Genomic DNA, 16,500 nt, shown 5'->3' with positions numbered 1-16,500 from the left:
CGGCCCGGCGGCGCCGGCCGCTCCCCGCTCGGGAAGACGGCGGACACCGCCGGGCCGCGTGGTGGACCTGCGCGCAGGTCAGAGCGTGGGCGCCTTGGGCAGCGCGCCATGCGGATCGACCTCGACCGCCGCGGCGTCGGCGGCGAAGCCGGGATAGCGCTCGGGATAGAAGTACGGCTCGGCCACCTTGGCGTCGAACGTGCCCGACCACTTCGCCACCACCACCGTCGCCACGCCGTTGCCGATGGTGTTGCAGGTGGAGATGGCCATCGACAGGAAGCGGTAGACGCCGAAGATCACGGCCAGCCCTTCCACCGGCAGCAGCCCGGTGGAGGTCACGGTCGCGGCGAACACCACGAACGAGCCGCCCGACACCGTCGCCGCGCCCTTCGAGGTCAGCAGCATCAGCAGCAGGATGCCGATCTGGTGGTCCAGCGTGAGCGGCACGCCGTAGGCATGCGAGATGAACATCACGCCCATCGCCATGAAGATGGAGGTGCCGTCGAGGTTGAACGCATAGCCCGTGGGCAGCACCAGCCCGACCGTCTGCTTGGCGCAGCCCAGGCGCTGCAGCTTGATCAGCAGGCGCGGCAGCGCGCTCTCGGACGACGCCGTGCCGAGCACGATCAGGATCTCGTCCTTGATGTAGCGCAGGAAGCGCCACAGGCTGAAGCCCGCCAGCCGGGCCGCCAGCCCCATCACCACGGCGATGAACAGCACCACCACCGCGTAGAAGCTCAGCACCAGCTGCGCCAGCGCGACCAGCACGGCGGCGCCGTTGCTGCCCACCGAGTAGGCCACCGCGCCGAACGTGCCGATCGGCGCGAGCTTCATCACCAGGTTGATGAAGGAGAACAGCACCTCGGAGATGGTCTCGAGGCCGTCGTTGACCTTGGCGCGGCGCGACTCCGGGATCGCCAGGATGCCGATGCCGACCATCACCGCGAGCACCACCACCTGCAGCAGCTCGCCCTTGGCGAAGGCGCCGACGAAGTTGTCCGGCACGATGTGGAGCAGGAACTCCAGCAAGCCCTGCGGCGCGGTCGCCTTGGCCACGGCCACCGGCGCCGCGCCGGCGGCGGCGGTCATGCCCTTGCCGGTCTGCAGCAGGTTGCCGGCGAACAGGCCGAAGATGAGCGCGATGGTGGAGATCACCTCGAAATAGACGATCGAGCGCCAGCCCACGCGCCCGGCGCTGCGCACGTCTCCGGCCGAGGCGATGCCGTGCACGATGGTGAGGAACACCAGCGGCGCCACGCCGGCCTTGATCAGCGACAGGAACATGTCGCCCAGCAGCTTGAGCTGCGGCGCGAGCTTCGGAAAGGCAAAGCCGACCGCGATGCCGAGTATCAGCGCCAGCAGCACCTGCATGCCGAGCTTGCGGTACCAGGGCAGCGGCTTCGGGGGCGCCGTCGTGGCGGCGCCGGTGGATTCGTTGTGCATGATGTCTTCCTCCACCGCTATCTCAGACCCCGGCCTGCGCCGACAGCGCCACGGCGCGGTCCACCATCTGCGGCGCGAGGCCCAGGTAGTTGGCGGGGTCGGTCATGCGCTCGATGGCGGCGCGGTCGAAATGCGCCGTGACCGCGGGCAACGCGGCCAGCGCCTCGGCCAGCGTGCCGCCGTGCTCGTTGACGGTGCGGCAGGCGTCGTAGACCACGTCGTGCGCCTGCTGGCGGCCGATGTACGGCGCCATGCCCATCATCACCGCCTCGGCCACGATCAGGCCGCGCGAGATGCCCAGGTTGTGCTTCATGCGCGCCTCGTCGACGATCAGGCCGCCGAGCGCGAACTTGGCCTGGTGCAGCGCGCCCGAGGTGAGGATGAAGCTCTCGGGAATGGCGATCCACTCGGCGTGCCACGGGCCGGTGGCGCGCTCGAAGTCCTGCACCATCGCATCCACCATCAGGCCGGCATGCTGGCGCACCGCCTTGGAGGCGGCGAGCATCAGCTCGCTGGAGATCGGGTTGCGCTTCTGCGGCATGGTGCTGCTGGCGCCGCGGCCCTTGACGAACGGCTCGTAGACCTCGGCGAACTCGGTCGAGGCCATGATCATGATGTCGAGCGCGATCTTGCCCAGCGAGCCGGTGACCAAGGCCAGCAGGTTGACCGCTTCGGCGAAGCCGTCGCGCGCCACGTGCCAGGTGGTGGCGGGCACGCCGAGGCCGAGTTCCTCGGCCAGCGCCTTCTGCACTTCGAAACCCTTGTCGCCGAGCGAGGCGAGCGTGCCGGCGGCGCCGGCGAACTCGACCACGGCCACGCGCGGGCGCAGCTCGGCGATGCGCTGCTGGTGGCGGTCGAACATCGCCAGCCAGATCGCCACCTTGTAGCCGAACGTCACCGGCAGCGCCTGCTGGAGGTGGGTGCGGCCGGCCATCGGCGTGTCGCGGTGCTTCTGCGCCAGCGCGGCGAGCACGCCGCGCAGTTCGCGCACGTCCGCGTCGATGCTGTCGAGCGCGTCGCGCACCTGCAGCGCGACCGCGGTGTCCATGATGTCCTGGGTGGTGGCGCCCCAGTGCACGTAGCGCCCGGCCTCGCCGCACATGGCCACCATCTGGTGCACCAGCGGCAGGATCGGGTAGCCGACGATGTCGGTTTCCTCGCGCATGTGGTCGAAGTCGATGCGCTCGATCCGCGACTCGCGCGCGATCACCTCGGCCGCATCGGCGGGAATCACGCCCGCGCGCGCCTCGGCCCGCGCCAGCGCCACCTCGACGTCGATGTAGCGCTGGATCAGCGCGCCGTCGGAAAATACCTGCCGCATCTTCTGCGTGCCGAACGCGTCGCGGAACAGGATGGAATCAACGACGGTGCTTGCCGCCGGAAGGGAGGAAGTTAGCATGGGGCCCGATGAGCGAGTGGAAATGACGGAAGCGCGGAAGAAACGCGAAAGAGCAGCGGAAGAACCGCAACACAATCGGACATATATGTCCGGACATATGCATAGTGTAATATGTCCGGACATTCCCCTCAACCAAGCGTTAACCCTTAGTCAGAATCCAGTGCCTTTGCATGACCAAGCCTAATTACGCGGAAATCGCGCGCCAGCTGATCGAAGGCATCACCAGCGGCCGCTTCGCCGTCGGCTCGCTGCTGCCGACCGAGTTCGAGCTGTGCGAGCAATACCGGACCAGCCGCCACACGATCCGCGCCGCCTTGCAGGAGGTGCAGCAGCTCGGCCTCGTGTCCCGGCGCAAGAACGTCGGCACGCGCGTCGAGGCGGCCAGGCCGAAGACCGTCTTCCGGCCGTCGCTGGCCTCGGTCGACGACCTCGTGCAGTTCGGCGAGGAACACCTGCGCGTGGTGCAGTCGACCGGCGAGGTGACAGTGACCGGCGCGCTGGCGAAGGAACTGGGCTGCGCGAGCGGCAGCCGCTGGCTGCGCGTGTCCAGCCTGCGCATGACCGGCGACGCCGCCGGCGCGCCGATCGGCTGGACCGACGTCTACGTGGACCCGGCCTACGGGGAGATCGGCGAACTGGTGCGCGCGTCCCCCGACACGCTGATCAGCGCCCTGATCGAGACCCGCTACGGCCGCCAGATCGCCGAGATCCACCAGGACGTGCGCGCCTGCACCGTGACCGACGCGGCCCTGGCGCGCGCGCTGCGGCTCGACGTCGGCGCCGCCGCCCTGAAGATCGTGCGCCGCTATCTCGACAAGGCCGGCGAGGCGTTCGAGGTGTCGGTCTCGGTCCATCCGGCGGAGCGCTTCTCGGTGTCGATGCGGCTGCAGCGCTCGGGCGCCTGAAGCGGCGGAAGCAACGGAAGCGGCGGGCGCCGGAAAAGCAAAAGGCCGGCATGACGGCCGCCGGCCTTTTGTTTTCTCTTGCAGCTTGCGCGCGGCGCTATGCCGAAGCGCTGCGCGACGGCTGCCCGTACAGCCCGCACTCCAGGTCGCTTTCCAGTTCTTCTATCCACGCCAGCCCCGGGGCCGCCTCGTAGGCGCTCTGCGCGCTGGTCGACAGCCGCCGCACGCCGAGCCGGCGCGGCTGGCCCGCGTCGGCCTGTTCCTGCGTGATCTCGAAATCGCCGGGCGCGAAGCCCAGCCGCTCGCACAGGACCTGGACCTCGTGCTGCTCATCGGCAGGCAAATGGGGATATAGCTGCTCGGCCATCGCACTCTCCTTTCGAGTCGAAGCGGCGCCGCGCGGCACGTGCCGGCCGCGCGGCGCCTTCGCCCTGCCGCTCAGGGCACGCTAGCGCGTCTGCCGGCTGTTGATGACGGCCTCCGCCACGCTCGCCGGCGCTTCCGTGTAATGCTTGAATTCCATCGTGTAGGTGGCGCGCCCCTGGGTCAGCGAGCGCAGCGAGGTCGAGTAGCCGAACATGGTGGCCAGCGGCACCTCGGCGCGCACCAGCTTGCCGCCGCCGCCGGCGATGTCCTCCATGCCGTGCACGATGCCGCGCCGCGAGGACAGGTCGCCCATCACGTTGCCGGTGAACTCCTCGGGCGTCTCCACTTCCACCGCCATCATCGGCTCGAGCAGGATCGGCCTGGCGCGGCGCATGCCTTCCTTGAACGCCATCGAGCCGGCCATGCGGAAGGCGTTTTCGTTCGAGTCGACGTCGTGGTACGAGCCGAACACCAGCGTGGCCTTGACGTCCACCACCGGATAGCCGGCCAGCACGCCGGTCTCCAGCGTCTCGCGGATGCCCTTGTCCACCGCCGGGATGAATTCGCGCGGCACCACGCCGCCCTTGATCGCGTCGACGAACTCGTAGCCCTTGCCGGCCGGCTGCGGCTCGAGGTCGATCACCACGTGGCCGTACTGGCCGCGCCCGCCGGACTGCTTGACGAACTTGCCTTCGACGTCCTTGGCGGCCTGCTTGATGGTCTCGCGGTAGGCCACCTGCGGCTTGCCGACCGAGGCCTCCACGTTGAACTCGCGCTTCATGCGGTCGACCAGGATTTCCAGGTGCAGCTCGCCCATGCCGGAGATGATGGTCTGGCCCGATTCCTCGTCGGTATGCACGCGGAACGACGGGTCTTCCTGCGCCAGCCGGTTCAGCGCCAGGCCCATCTTTTCCTGGTCGGCCTTGGTCTTGGGCTCGACCGCCTGCGAGATCACCGGCTCGGGGAAGCTCATGCGCTCGAGGATGATGACGTTGGCCGGGTCGCACAGCGTGTCGCCGGTGGTCGCTTCCTTGAGGCCGACCGCGGCGGCGATGTCGCCGGCGCGCACTTCCTTGATCTCGCTGCGCACGTTGGCGTGCATCTGCAGGATGCGGCCGAGGCGCTCCTTCTTGTCCTTGACCGGGTTGTAGACCGTGTCGCCGGAGTTCACCACGCCGGAATAGACGCGGAAGAAGATCAACTGGCCGACGAAGGGATCGGTCATGATCTTGAAGGCCAGCGCGGAGAACGGCTCGTCGTCGCTCGGGTGGCGCTCGGCTTCCTTGTCGTCCGGGGTGTGGCCGAGGATGGCGGGCACGTCGATCGGCGACGGCAGGTAGTCGATGACGGCGTCGAGCAGCGTCTGCACGCCCTTGTTCTTGAAGGCGCTGCCGCACAGCATCGGCACGATCTCGTTGGCGATGGTGCGCCGGCGCAGCGCCGCCTTGATCTCTTCCTCGCTCAGGGCCTCGCCGCCGAGGTATTTGTGCAGCAGCTCGTCGCTGGCTTCCGCCGCCGCCTCGACCATCTTCTCGCGCCACTCGGTGGCCAGGCCCAGCAGCTCGGCGGGCACCTCGCGGTACTCGAAATGCAGGCCCTGGCTGGTGTCGTCCCACACCGTGGCCTTCATCTTGACGAGGTCGATCACGCCCTGGAAGCCGTCCTCGGCGCCGATCGGGATCTGCACCGGCACCGGGGTGCCCTTGAGGCGCTCGGCGATCTGCGCGCGCACGCGGAAGAAGTCCGCGCCCACGCGGTCCATCTTGTTGACGAAGGCGATGCGCGGCACCTTGTACTTGTTGGCCTGGCGCCAGACCGTCTCGGACTGCGGCTGCACGCCGCCGACCGCGTCGTAGACCATGCAGGCGCCGTCGAGCACGCGCATCGAGCGCTCCACCTCGATGGTGAAGTCCACGTGGCCCGGGGTGTCGATGATGTTGATGCGGTGCTCGGGATAGTTGCCGGCCATGCCCTTCCAGAAGGCGGTGGTGGCGGCCGAGGTGATGGTGATGCCGCGTTCCTGCTCCTGCTCCATCCAGTCCATCGTGGCGGCGCCGTCGTGCACTTCACCGATCTTGTGATTGACCCCGGTGTAGAACAGGATGCGCTCGGTGGTGGTGGTCTTGCCGGCGTCGATGTGCGCGCTGATACCGATGTTCCGGTAGCGCTCGATGGGGGTTTTGCGGCTCACGGTGATCTCCTGGTAGGCATCGCTCAAAAGAGTATCACTTCTGCGTGCGGCACATCGAAAGCCTTGTGGGGCAAGGGCTGGCGGGGTGCCGGGGGCTGCCGGGCGGGGCCGTGCGGACCACCTCCGCCATCAGGCCGGGCGGACGGCGGTGGCGAACGTGCGCCCGCGCGCTAGACGGCGCGGGAAAGGTGCAAGAAAGGCGCAAGAAAGGCGGCAGGCGGAGGTAAAAAACAGAAAAGCCCGCCTGATAAGAGGCGGGCTTTTTAGTAGAATAGCGGTCTTGGTTGCGGAGGCAGGACTTGAACCTGCGACCTTCGGGTTATGAGCCCGACGAGCTGCCAACTGCTCCACCCCGCGCCAGAGGGGCGTACTATACGCCACTGGTGTGAATATGTGAAGCGTTTTCAGCGACTTTCCTTGACAGCGTTTACGTAAACATGTAAAAGCAAGTGGGCGCATTCTGTGCGCTCAAAAGAGGAATCTTCATGGAAACTGGTACCGTCAAGTTCTTCAACGCCCAGAAGGGTTTTGGCTTCATTACCCCCGACGCCGGTGGCAAGGACTTGTTCGTCCACATCTCTCAGGTTCGCGGGGGTGCTCCGCTGCAAGATAACCAGCGAGTGCAATACCAGTCGCAACAGGGCAAGAAAGGCCCTGAAGCGGCCAATGTTTCCCCCGTTTGAACCCGCCGCTTCGCGCGGCAATGCTAAAGGACAGAATTGACTAAGATCGTCTTGAAACCCGGTGAGCCCGTTGAAGTTGCAATGCGGCGTTTCCGTAGGGCCATCCTCCAGACCGGCCTGATCGTTGAACTCAAGAGCCGTACCGCTTACGAGAAGCCCACGACCGAGCGCAAGCGCAAGAAGAAGGCAGCGGAATCGCGCCTTCGCAAGCGTCTGCGCATGCAAATGCTGCCGAAGAAGCTGTACTGATTCCGGCAGTGCAGGCGGCGAGCGCGCTCCGGCGCGAATTGCCGCGGGCCGCGCAGGCCTCAAGGCCCGCATAGACATATCCGGGCCGCATGAATCCGCCAGGCATCACCTGGCGGATTTTGCATTTGCGCGGCACCGACGGTAGTCCCGCCCTCCGGGGCCGGACTACCGCTCACCACCCATTCCTTCCCTGCTCCGCCCAGCCCGCAAGAATCGATGCGCGGCCGGCGTCTTGCATGCGCTCGCCCGTTCGTCCGGCGCGCGCCGCCCCTTTCCCCATATTCCAGGTAGCGCTCGTCCACCGTCCGCGCGGCTTGCCAGCCAGTGTTGGAAGGACACGGAAAGCGCCCTGTACAGGTTCAGGCGGCCGGCATCGGGAAAACGAGGCAGGTGGTGGTGGCGAATGCGTACAGCTTGCCCTGCGCGTCGACGATGCGGCCCTCGGCGATGCCGATCTGCGTGGTCAGGCTGATCACCTTGCCCTCGGCGCGGATGGGGCCGGTGCGCGTGGTCAGCGGGCGCACGTAGTTCACCTTGAGCTCGAGCGTGGTGTAGCCCTTGCCCGCCGGCAGCATGGTGTGCACGGCGCAGCCCACGCAGGAGTCGAGCAGCGTGGCGGCGTAGCCGCCGTGCACGGTGCCGATCGGGTTGTAGTGCTGCGGCCCGGGCGTGCCCTGGAACACGAAGCGGCCGGAGGCGAACTCCACCGGCACGAAGTCCATCAGTTGCCCGATGGGCGCGCCGGGCAGCTTGCCGGCCATCATGTCCTCGAAAAACTGCAGGCCCGCGCGCTCGGCCAGCTGCGCCGTGGTCGCCACGCCGGGCTCGCGCAAGCTGGCGCGCGCGCGCCGTTCGTCTTCCTGCCACCGGGCCAGTACATCCTCTGCGCTCATCGATCGGTCTCCTTGTCGTTCTCGCGTTGGTACGCGGGTTGTTCTTCTGCCCGGCGCCCGCCGTGGCGCGCCTGGCGCGAACCAGCAAGATAACCGGTTCCGGCGTTCCTTGCTGCGCCGCGCCACGAGACATCCGCCGCCTTGCCGGCATAATGGCGGGATTGCGCCCGTGGCGCGCCCCGATCCGGCTCCTGCCTTGACTGCTATCCTGGAACTCCGCAACGTCAGCAAGCAATACGGCGACACCGTGGTGGTGAACGACCTGAGCCTGAGCGTGCAGCGCGGCCAGTGCTTCGGCCTGCTGGGGCCGAACGGCGCCGGCAAGACCACCACGCTGCGCCTGCTGCTGGGCCTGACCACGCCCGCCTCGGGCTCGCTCACGCTGTGCGGCGAGCCGATCCCGCAGCGCGCGCCGCAGGCCCGCATGCGCGTGGGCGTGGTGCCGCAGTTCGACAACCTCGACCCCGATTTCACCGTGGTCGAGAACCTGCGCATCTTCGGCCGCTACTTTGGCCTGGCGCGCGCCGAGATCGAGCGGCGCGTGCCGGCGCTGCTGGAATTCGCCCGTCTCGAGAGCCGCGCCGGCGCGCAGGTGCGCGACCTGTCGGGCGGCATGCGGCGGCGCCTGACGGTGGCGCGCGCGCTCATCAACGATCCCGACCTGCTGGTCATGGACGAGCCCACCACCGGCCTCGACCCGCAGGCGCGCCACCTGATCTGGGAGCGGCTGAAGTCGCTGCTGGCCGGCGGCAAGACCATCCTGCTGACCACCCACTTCATGGAGGAGGCCGAGCGCCTGTGCAACTACCTGTGCGTGATCGACGGCGGCAGCAAGATCGCCGAAGGCAAGCCGCATGAGCTGATCGACAGCCAGATCGGCTGCGACGTGGTGGAAGTCTATGGCGACAACCTGGAACCGCTGCGCGGCGAGCTGCAGCCGCTGGCCGCGCGCACCGAGGTCAGCGGCGAGACGCTGTTCTGCTACGTGAAGGAGCCGGCGCCGCTGCTGGCCGCGCTGCACGGCCGCGCCGGCGTGCGCTACCTGCACCGGCCCGCCAACCTCGAAGACGTCTTCCTCAAGCTGACCGGGCGCGAGATGCGCGACTGAGGCTCGCCGCGCCGGCGCACCGCCGGCAGCGGACCACAACGGACCGAACCATTGAACATGAGCGAACAAGATCCCCGCCCCGCCGGCACGCCGGCCGCCACCGCGCCACCGCGCGCGGCGGCGCCGGCGCGGCATTACCCGCAGCCGCTGCTGCCCCTGAACGCGCGCAACTGGACCCTGGTCTGGTACCGCAACTTCATGGTGTGGAAGAAACTGGCGATCCCGTCGATGATCGGCAACCTGGCCGATCCGATGATCTACCTGTTCGGCCTGGGCCTGGGCCTCGGCCTGCTGGTCGGCCAGGTCCACGGCGTGCCCTACATCGCCTTCCTCGCGGCCGGCACCACGGCCTCGAGCGTGATGATGTCGGCCAGCTTCGAGTCGATGTACTCGGCCTTCTCGCGCATGCACGTGCAGCGCACCTGGGAGGCCATCATGCACGCGCCGCTGACGCTGGGCGACGTGGTGCTGGGCGAGATCATGTGGGCCGCCAGCAAGGCGGTGCTGTCGGGCCTGGCCATCATGCTGGTGGCGGGCGCGCTCGGTTACGCGCACATGCCGGGCGCGCTGCTGGCGCTGCCGGTGATCGTGCTGGCGGGCATCGCCTTCGCCAGCCTGGCGATGATCGTCACGGCGCTGGCGCCGAGCTACGACTTCTTCATGTTCTACCAGACCCTGGTGATGACGCCGATGCTGCTGCTGTCCGGCGTGTTCTTCCCGCTCGAGCAACTGCCCGCGGGCGCGCAGGCCGCCACGCAGGTCCTGCCGCTGGCGCACGCGGTGGCGCTGATCCGCCCCATCATGCTGGGACGCCCGATCGACGACCTGGCGCTGCACGCGCTGGTGCTGGGCGCCTACGCGGCGGCGGCGCTGGTGCTGGCGCTGGTGCTGCTGCGCCGCAGGCTGCTGCGATGAGCGGCCGCGCGAAGAAGGATGGCGCCGGGCCGGGCCGCTGGACCCGCCGCGCCGCGCTGCCGGCCGCGCTTGCCGCCGTCGCCCTGCTGGGCGCGTGCAGCGTGGTCGGTGCCACGGTGGCGGTGGGCAGCGCCGCGGTGTCCACCGCGGCCACGGTCGGCTCGGCCGCCGTCAGCGTGACCTCGACCGCGGTCGAGGCGACCTACGACGTGACCAAGGCCGGCGTGAAGGCCGTGGCCGGCAGCGACTGAGCTGCCGGCGCCGCAGTCTGCCCCGCCGTCAGCCCTGCAGGCCGCGCAGCAGGTCGGCCTTCAGGTCGGCCACCGATTCCAGCCCCACCGCCATGCGGATCAAGCCCTCGCCGATGCCGGCCGCGGCCTTGGCTTCGGCGCTGACGCGCGCATGCGTGGTGGTGTACGGATGCGTGAGCGTGGTGCGCGTGTCGCCGAGGTTGCCGGTGATCGAGCACACGCGGGTGCTGTCGATCACGCGCCAGGCGTTGGCGCGCTGCTGCTCGGGCGTGTCGCCCTTGAGCTCGAACGAGACGATGGCGCCGCCGCCGCTCTGCTGGCGGGCGGCCACGTCGAATTGCGGGTGCGACTTCAGCGCCGGGTGATAGACGCGCGCGACCGCCGGGTGCGACTCCAGGAACTCCGCCAGCGCCAGCGCGCTCTGGCTGTGGCGCTCCATGCGGATCGCCAGCGTTTCCATGCCCTTGAGCAGCACCCACGCGTTGAAGGCCGACAGCGTCGGGCCCGCGGTGCGCACGAACGGGAAGACCTTGCCCATGATGAAGTCGTGCGTGCCCAGCACCGCGCCGCCGAGCACGCGGCCCTGCCCGTCGATGTGCTTGGTGGCCGAATGGACCACGATGTCGGCGCCGAACCTCATCGGCTGCTGCAGCGCCGGCGAACAGAAGCAGTTGTCCACCACCAGCAGCGCGCCGGCATTGTGGGCGATGTCCGCCACCGCGGCGATGTCGGCCACCTCGGTGAGCGGGTTGGACGGCGTCTCGAGGAAGAACAGCCTGGTGTTGGGCTTGACCGCGGCGCGCCACGCGGCGAGGTCGGTGCCGTCGACGAAGGTGGTCTCGACGCCGAACTTGGCGAAGATGCTCGAGAACAGCGTCATGGTCGAGCCGAAGATGGCGCGCGAGCTGACCAGGTGGTCGCCGGCCTGCATCGACGACATCACGATCGACATGATCGCGCTCATGCCCGATGCCGTGGCCATGCAGGCCTCGGCGCCTTCCAGCGCGGCCAGGCGCGCCTGGAACATCGCCACGGTGGGATTGGTGAAGCGCGAATAGGTAAAGCCGGTTTCCGAATTGGCGAAGCGCTCGGCGGCCTCGGCGGCGCTGTTGAAGCAGAAGCTGGAGGTCAGGTACATCGCCTCCGAGTGCTCCATGAACTCGCTGCGCATGGTGCCGGCGCGCACGCCGAGCGTATCGATGCCAAGGGAGTCGAGAGGAAGCGGTTCATTCATGATGGGGAGGCGGTGATACCCGCGCGGTTATCGGTGATGAGCGTTGAATGTCGTGCGCGCGCCGGCCGGGCCGGGACGCACGGCAACAAAAAAGCCCGTGCGATCCGCTGGCCTGGCTGGCCGAATCGACGGGCTGCTTGTGTCTGGGGGAGGGAAAGGTTCCGAAGCGCGCCGAGGCGCCCCGAAGCTCCGCGCTGCGGCGGGACTGCCGGTTCGCCTTCGTGCCGTTGCCGCGCACGACCGGGAACCGGCCTTCCGCTTTAGCTGTTTCGGGCATTTCCCTGTATCGGGTCATTTCCTGTCCGGGGGCATCACGCCACATCGCGCCCCGGCAGGACCCGCGTCCGCAAGCTGACAATCAAATCGACGCCCGGCCATGTTACGGCCGGGCCCCGTCTGCGTCAACTGCGCGGCGCGGGCCCGCGCGCGGGCCGCCGGGCTTTACTCGTTGCCGCCCGAGCGCTGCAGGTGCAGCTGCGAGCGTTCCGTGTCGCCGCTGGTGCCGTCGCGGTCGGCCTGGCTGCGCGCCGTTTCCAGGCGCTCCAGGTAGGCCTCGTCGATGTCGCCGGTGATGTAGCGGCCGTCGAAGCACGATGCGTCGAAGTCCTTGAGCGCGGGGTTGATGTCGCGCACGGCCTGCTTCATCGCATCCACGTCCTGGTACACCAGCTTGTCGGCGCCGATGATGCGGGCGATTTCCTCGTGCGTGCGGCCGTGGGCGACCAGCTCGCTGCGCGTGGGCATGTCGATGCCGTAGACGTTGGGGAACTTCACCGGCGGCGCGGCCGAGGCGAAGATCACCTTGTTGGCGCCGGCGTCGCGCGCCATCTGCACGATCTCGAACGAGGTGGTGCCGCGCACGATCGAGTCGTCCACGATCAGCACGTTCTTGCCCTTGAACTCCACGCCCATCGCGTTGAGCTTCTGGCGCACCGACTTCTTGCGCACGGCCTGGCCCGGCATGATGAAGGTGCGGCCCACGTAGCGGTTCTTGAAGAACCCCTCGCGGTAGCCCACGCCCAGCCGGTTGGCCACCTGCATGGCGGCCGGGCGGCTGGAGTCGGGGATCGGCATCACCACGTCGATGTCGCCGCCGGAGATTTCGCTGCGGATCTTCTCGGCGAGATAGTCGCCCATGCGCAGGCGCGCGTCGTACACCGGCACGCCGTCGATGCACGAATCCGGGCGCGCCAGGTAGACGTACTCGAAGATGCACGGCGTGAGCACCGGGTTGTCGGCGCACTGCTGGGTGTAGAGCTTGCCGTCGAGGTCGATGAAGATGGCCTCGCCGGGCGCCACGTCGCGCTCAAGCTTGTAGCCGATGCCTTCGAGCGCCACCGATTCCGAGGCGACCATCCATTCCTTGCCGGTCGGCGTTTCCACGCTGCCCAGGCACAGCGGACGGATGCCGAACGGGTCGCGCACCGCCAGCATGCCGTAGCCGGCGATCTGCGCGGCAATGGCATACGAGCCGCGCACGCGGCGGTGCATGCCGGCCACGGCCCTGAAGATGGTGGCCGGGTCCAGCGCGAGGCCGCTGCTGGCGCGCTGCAGCTCGTCGGCCAGCACGTTGAGCAGCACCTCGGTGTCGGAATGCGTGTTGATGTGGCGGCGGTCGCGGTTGAACAGCTCCTCATGCAACTGTTTCCAGTTGGTCAGGTTGCCGTTGTGGGCCAGGATCACGCCATAGGGCGCGTTGACGTAGAACGGCTGGGCTTCTTCCTCGCTGGAAGCCGAGCCGGCAGTGGGGTAACGCACCTGGCCGATGCCGGCGGCGCCGGGCAGGCCGCGCATGTTGCGCGTGCGAAACACGTCTCGCACCAGGCCGTTGGCCTTGTGCATGTGGAAGGTGCTGCCGTTCGCGGTAGCGATGCCGGCTGCATCCTGTCCGCGATGTTGCAACAGCAGCAGGCTGTCGTAAATCAATTGGTTGACGGGCGTGGAGGAAACCACACCGACGATACCGCACATGCCAAGCTCCCAGGAAAGGCGTTTGAATCGGGGGCACGGCCCTGCCCTGTAGGACTGGGCCCGCGTATTACCGGCCGGGGGATCTGCCCGGCCTCATGTCTTGACGTACCTGGCGACTTCCGGCGGCAGCCACGGCCGCAGCGACTCCATCGCCTGCATCACGTAGGGCCGGGACAGCGCATCGCGCCAGAATGCCTCTTCAGGCAGTTTGGTGAGCCCGGCCAGCGTCACCACGAACATCACCACCAGCGCGCCGCGCAGCAGGCCGAACACCAGCCCCAGGCCGCGGTCGGCGGGCTTGAGCCCGGTGCTTTCGAGCAGTTGCCCCAGCACCGTGCCGGCCAGCGCGGCGGCGATCACGGTGCCGATGAACAGCACGCCGAAACCGAGCGCGCTGCGGGCCAGCTCGCCGCCGGGCACCGACTCCGGTATCCAGCGCGCCGCCGTGCCCGCGAAGTGGTACGCCACCCAGAACGCCACCACCCAGCCGATCAGCGAGAGCACCTCGCGCACCAGGCCGCGCAGCACGCCGATCAGGCCGGAGGCAACCAGGATGAAGGCGACGCTGTAATCGAAGAAAGTGGGCTGCATGCGGATACGGTGTGACTGGTGTGACTGCGCGCCGTCGCGGCGCGGCCCCGGTTCCCGGGACCGCCGCCGTTACTGTTCGACCACCTTGGCGCTCAGGCCGGCGTCGCGCACGCGCTTCTCGGCAGCGTCGGCCGTGTCGCGGTCGGGGAACGGGCCGGCCCGCAGCAGCACGCGCTCGCCGTCGGCCAGCACTTTTTTCTCGATATAGGCCGGCACCTTGCTGGCCTTGAGCTTGGCCAGCCAGCCCTTGGCCTTGTCTTCCGAGGAGAAGGCGCCGATCAGCACCAGGAACTTGCCGCTGCCGGGCTTGGCCTCGGCGCGCGCGGCGGGCTTGTCCGCAGGCTTGTCGGAAGCCTTGTCTGACGCTTTATCGGATGCCTTGCCGGACGCCTTGTCCGCGGCCTTGTCGCCTGCCTTGCCGGCGGCGGCCGGCGCATCGGCGGCCGGCCTCGCGGTGCCGGCATCGGCCACCAGTTCCTCGCCCGCGTCCAGCCCCTGCGTGTCGGCCTTGGACTGCGGCGCCGGCGGCAGCGGATCCGCCTTGCGCGCATCGGCCTTGGCCTTGCCGACTCCGCCGGCACCGCCGTCGACCCGCACCGCGATATTCTCGACCAGCGGCCGCGGCTGGGTCTCGAACACGATCGGCAGCACGATGATGGCGGCCACCATCAGCACCACGGCGCCGATCAGGCGGCGGCGCGCCCGCTGCTTCTGCGGGAATTCGGGGTCGAGCGTGTCGTCCGCGTACTCTTCGGCCAGGCGCCGCGACGAGGCGATGCCCGCGCCCGGGTCCGAACGCGAGCGGCGCCCGCGCTCCGGTGCCGGGGCGTTGCCCTTGCGGGAAGAAAACAGCGAAAGCAGGCCCATAGATTGGTTCGGTGCTCCGGCCGGAACCCCCGGCCGTTGAAAATGTCGCTCAGTCCGCGCGGCAGCGCCCCCCGGGGGCGGCTTCGGCGCCGGGCCGGGAAACCCGCCCGGCGCCCGCGCGGCTCAATTTGCCTGGGTGGCGCGATACGCCATCACGCCCGCCACGGTGAAGAACGATCCGAAGACCAGAATTCTATCATTCTCGGTCGCTCTGCCGAGGGCGTCCCGGTAAGCCGCCTCCGGACTGGGAAAGCAGGCCGCGGTGGCATCCGGCCCGGGCCGGAAACCGCCCTCTTCGAGCTTTTCCAGCAGGTCCGCCGCGCCGGCCGCGCGCGGCGTGGGCAGGTCGCACAGGCACCAGTGGTCCACCTTGTCGGACAGGTGGCGCAGCACGCCGGCGATGTCCTTGTCCTCCATCGCGCCGAACACCGCGTAGGTGTAGCGGAAGAAGCCCATGTTCTCGAGGTTCTGGCCCAGCGTGGCCGCCGCGTGCGGGTTGTGCGCCACATCGAGGATCACCGCGGGGCGCCCCGGCATGACCTGGAAGCGGCCCGGCAGCTCGACGAAAGCCAGCCCGTTGCGCACTTCCTGCGCGCTCACCGGCAGGCGCGGGCGCATGGCCTGCAGCGCCGCCAGCGCGGCCGAGGCGTTGAGCAGCTGGTTGGCGCCGCGCAGCGCCGGATAACCCAGCCCGCTGAGCCTGCGCTCGCGCCCGCTCCAGTCCCATTGCTGGCGCTCCTGGCCCCTGGCGGCCTGGTGCTGGAAATCCCGCCCCACCAGCCACAGGTCGGCGCCGATGGCCTGCGCGTGGTCGATGACCGACTGCGGCGGCAGCGGGTCGCCCACGATGGCGGGCACGCCGGGGCGGAAGATGCCGGCCTTCTCGTAGCCGATCTTCTCGCGCGTGTCGCCCAGGTAGTGGGTGTGGTCGATGTCCACGCTGGTCACGATGGCGCAGTCGGCATCGATCACGTTGACCGCGTCCAGCCGGCCGCCCAGGCCCACTTCCAGGATCATGGCGTCGAGCCCGGCGGCGGCGAAGGCGTGGATGATGGCCAGCGTGGTGAATTCGAAATAGGTCAGGCTGACCGGGTCGGCAAAGCTGGTGCGCGCGCGCTCCACCGCCTCGAAATGCGGCAGCAGCTGCGCGTCGGTGGCGAACTCGCCGTTGATGCGCGCGCGCTCGTTGAACGAGATCAGGTGCGGCGAGGTGTGGCAGCCCACCTTGTAGCCGGCCTGCAGCAGGATGCGCTCCAGCATGGCGCAGGTGGAACCCTTGCCGTTGGTGCCGCCCACGGTGAACACCACCGCATCGATGCGCAGCCCCAGGGCTTCCTTGACGCGGGTGATGCGCGCCAGGCCCATGTCGATGCCGACCGGATGGGCGGATTCGAGATGGGCGAGCCATTCGGGGAGCGAGGGAAAGATCGGCAT

The 16,500-nt window shown here is 68.7% G+C and carries 16 protein-coding genes and 1 tRNA gene; 6 read left to right on the top strand and 11 right to left on the bottom strand.

The window, feature by feature from the left end; all coding sequences use genetic code 11:
- Nucleotides 1–78: 78 nt before the first annotated feature.
- Nucleotides 79–1,443, bottom strand: a complete 1,365-nt coding sequence (locus AC3WXD_RS08680) for a cation:dicarboxylate symporter family transporter (RefSeq protein ID WP_492323525.1) — start codon at nt 1,441–1,443, stop codon at nt 79–81.
- Between the two features lie 22 nt (nt 1,444–1,465).
- A complete protein-coding gene (gene pcaB / locus AC3WXD_RS08675; RefSeq protein ID WP_059411359.1) occupies nt 1,466–2,842 on the bottom strand; it encodes a 3-carboxy-cis,cis-muconate cycloisomerase in 1,377 nt (458 codons plus the stop codon).
- A gap of 170 nt (nt 2,843–3,012) precedes the next feature.
- On the opposite strand from pcaB, the gene AC3WXD_RS08670 reads away from it, so the two are divergent.
- Nucleotides 3,013–3,747, top strand: coding sequence for a GntR family transcriptional regulator (locus AC3WXD_RS08670; RefSeq protein ID WP_020206045.1), 735 nt, complete (start codon nt 3,013–3,015; stop codon nt 3,745–3,747).
- 97 nt (nt 3,748–3,844) lie between these two features.
- Here the strand turns inward: AC3WXD_RS08670 and AC3WXD_RS08665 are convergent, their stop codons facing one another.
- The 3 genes from AC3WXD_RS08665 to AC3WXD_RS08655 all read right to left on the bottom strand — a co-directional run bounded on the left by AC3WXD_RS08665 (nt 3,845) and on the right by AC3WXD_RS08655 (nt 6,661).
- Nucleotides 3,845–4,114, bottom strand: a complete 270-nt coding sequence (locus tag AC3WXD_RS08665) for a hypothetical protein (RefSeq protein WP_020206044.1) — start codon at nt 4,112–4,114, stop codon at nt 3,845–3,847.
- 81 nt (nt 4,115–4,195) lie between these two features.
- On the bottom strand, nt 4,196–6,304 hold the full coding sequence (gene fusA / locus AC3WXD_RS08660; protein ID WP_059411390.1) for an elongation factor G: 2,109 nt from the start codon (nt 6,302–6,304) through the stop codon (nt 4,196–4,198).
- Between the two features lie 281 nt (nt 6,305–6,585).
- Nucleotides 6,586–6,661 (bottom strand) — tRNA-Met (locus AC3WXD_RS08655).
- A gap of 128 nt (nt 6,662–6,789) precedes the next feature.
- Between AC3WXD_RS08655 and AC3WXD_RS08650 the strand changes: the two genes are divergently transcribed.
- Nucleotides 6,790–6,987 carry a cold-shock protein gene (locus AC3WXD_RS08650; RefSeq protein ID WP_006158572.1) on the top strand — a complete coding sequence of 66 codons (198 nt, stop codon included), beginning with the start codon at nt 6,790–6,792 and terminating at the stop codon, nt 6,985–6,987.
- Nucleotides 6,988–7,023: 36 nt separating this feature from the next.
- Nucleotides 7,024–7,236, top strand: coding sequence for a 30S ribosomal protein S21 (rpsU, locus tag AC3WXD_RS08645; protein WP_029044331.1), 213 nt, complete (start codon nt 7,024–7,026; stop codon nt 7,234–7,236).
- A 359-nt stretch (nt 7,237–7,595) separates the two neighbouring features.
- On the opposite strand, the gene AC3WXD_RS08640 is transcribed toward rpsU, so the two are convergent.
- Nucleotides 7,596–8,129: a PaaI family thioesterase gene (locus tag AC3WXD_RS08640; protein ID WP_020206438.1), complete on the bottom strand. Its 534-nt coding sequence runs from the start codon at nt 8,127–8,129 to the stop codon at nt 7,596–7,598.
- Nucleotides 8,130–8,298: 169 nt separating this feature from the next.
- Between AC3WXD_RS08640 and nodI the strand changes: the two genes are divergently transcribed.
- From nodI to AC3WXD_RS08625, 3 genes are read left to right on the top strand one after another with little or no spacing between them, the layout of a single operon-like run.
- Nucleotides 8,299–9,237 (top strand): nodulation factor ABC transporter ATP-binding protein NodI, encoded by a 939-nt coding sequence (gene nodI, locus AC3WXD_RS08635; RefSeq protein ID WP_029044330.1) that lies wholly within the window; start codon nt 8,299–8,301, stop codon nt 9,235–9,237.
- 57 nt (nt 9,238–9,294) lie between these two features.
- The gene (locus AC3WXD_RS08630) at nt 9,295–10,152 is read left to right on the top strand and encodes an ABC transporter permease (protein ID WP_020206436.1); all 858 of its coding nucleotides are present in this window, start codon (nt 9,295–9,297) and stop codon (nt 10,150–10,152) included.
- Nucleotides 10,149–10,403 (top strand): hypothetical protein, encoded by a 255-nt coding sequence (locus AC3WXD_RS08625; protein WP_020206435.1) that lies wholly within the window; start codon nt 10,149–10,151, stop codon nt 10,401–10,403. The genes AC3WXD_RS08630 and AC3WXD_RS08625 overlap by 4 nt, the downstream gene beginning before the upstream one ends.
- Before the next feature lie 28 nt (nt 10,404–10,431).
- On the opposite strand, the gene AC3WXD_RS08620 is transcribed toward AC3WXD_RS08625, so the two are convergent.
- From AC3WXD_RS08620 to folC, 5 genes are all read right to left on the bottom strand, one after another.
- Nucleotides 10,432–11,637, bottom strand: a complete 1,206-nt coding sequence (locus AC3WXD_RS08620) for an O-succinylhomoserine sulfhydrylase (protein WP_492323524.1) — start codon at nt 11,635–11,637, stop codon at nt 10,432–10,434.
- Nucleotides 11,638–12,078: 441 nt separating this feature from the next.
- Complete coding sequence (gene purF, locus AC3WXD_RS08615; RefSeq protein WP_492323523.1) at nt 12,079–13,608, bottom strand: amidophosphoribosyltransferase; 1,530 nt, start codon at nt 13,606–13,608, stop codon at nt 12,079–12,081.
- A gap of 93 nt (nt 13,609–13,701) precedes the next feature.
- Nucleotides 13,702–14,199, bottom strand: coding sequence for a CvpA family protein (locus tag AC3WXD_RS08610; RefSeq protein ID WP_020206432.1), 498 nt, complete (start codon nt 14,197–14,199; stop codon nt 13,702–13,704).
- A gap of 69 nt (nt 14,200–14,268) precedes the next feature.
- A complete protein-coding gene (locus AC3WXD_RS08605) occupies nt 14,269–15,066 on the bottom strand; it encodes an SPOR domain-containing protein (protein ID WP_492323522.1) in 798 nt (265 codons plus the stop codon).
- A gap of 123 nt (nt 15,067–15,189) precedes the next feature.
- Nucleotides 15,190–16,500, bottom strand: coding sequence for a bifunctional tetrahydrofolate synthase/dihydrofolate synthase (gene folC / locus AC3WXD_RS08600; RefSeq protein WP_492323590.1), 1,311 nt, complete (start codon nt 16,498–16,500; stop codon nt 15,190–15,192).

This window comes from Cupriavidus sp. FW216-B1 (genome assembly GCF_058789195.1).
The sequence above is the reverse complement of the archived record's forward strand: the minus strand, read 5'-3'. Positions and strand labels throughout refer to the sequence as shown.

Excerpts from the sequence above, each read along its gene's own strand:
- AC3WXD_RS08650 (WP_006158572.1), top strand. The coding sequence starts at position 6,790 with ATGGAAACTGGTACCGTCAAGTTCTTCAACGCCCAGAAGGGTTTTGGC.
- pcaB (WP_059411359.1), bottom strand. The coding sequence starts at position 2,842 with ATGCTAACTTCCTCCCTTCCGGCGGCAAGCACCGTCGTTGATTCCATC.
- AC3WXD_RS08665 (WP_020206044.1), bottom strand. The coding sequence starts at position 4,114 with ATGGCCGAGCAGCTATATCCCCATTTGCCTGCCGATGAGCAGCACGAG.
- purF (WP_492323523.1), bottom strand. The coding sequence starts at position 13,608 with ATGTGCGGTATCGTCGGTGTGGTTTCCTCCACGCCCGTCAACCAATTG.
- AC3WXD_RS08610 (WP_020206432.1), bottom strand. The coding sequence starts at position 14,199 with ATGCAGCCCACTTTCTTCGATTACAGCGTCGCCTTCATCCTGGTTGCC.
- AC3WXD_RS08640 (WP_020206438.1), bottom strand. The coding sequence starts at position 8,129 with ATGAGCGCAGAGGATGTACTGGCCCGGTGGCAGGAAGACGAACGGCGC.
- AC3WXD_RS08625 (WP_020206435.1), top strand. The coding sequence starts at position 10,149 with ATGAGCGGCCGCGCGAAGAAGGATGGCGCCGGGCCGGGCCGCTGGACC.
- AC3WXD_RS08605 (WP_492323522.1), bottom strand. The coding sequence starts at position 15,066 with ATGGGCCTGCTTTCGCTGTTTTCTTCCCGCAAGGGCAACGCCCCGGCA.
- AC3WXD_RS08670 (WP_020206045.1), top strand. The coding sequence starts at position 3,013 with ATGACCAAGCCTAATTACGCGGAAATCGCGCGCCAGCTGATCGAAGGC.
- folC (WP_492323590.1), bottom strand. The coding sequence starts at position 16,500 with ATGCCGATCTTTCCCTCGCTCCCCGAATGGCTCGCCCATCTCGAATCC.
- AC3WXD_RS08680 (WP_492323525.1), bottom strand. The coding sequence starts at position 1,443 with ATGCACAACGAATCCACCGGCGCCGCCACGACGGCGCCCCCGAAGCCG.
- AC3WXD_RS08620 (WP_492323524.1), bottom strand. The coding sequence starts at position 11,637 with ATGAATGAACCGCTTCCTCTCGACTCCCTTGGCATCGATACGCTCGGC.
- AC3WXD_RS08630 (WP_020206436.1), top strand. The coding sequence starts at position 9,295 with ATGAGCGAACAAGATCCCCGCCCCGCCGGCACGCCGGCCGCCACCGCG.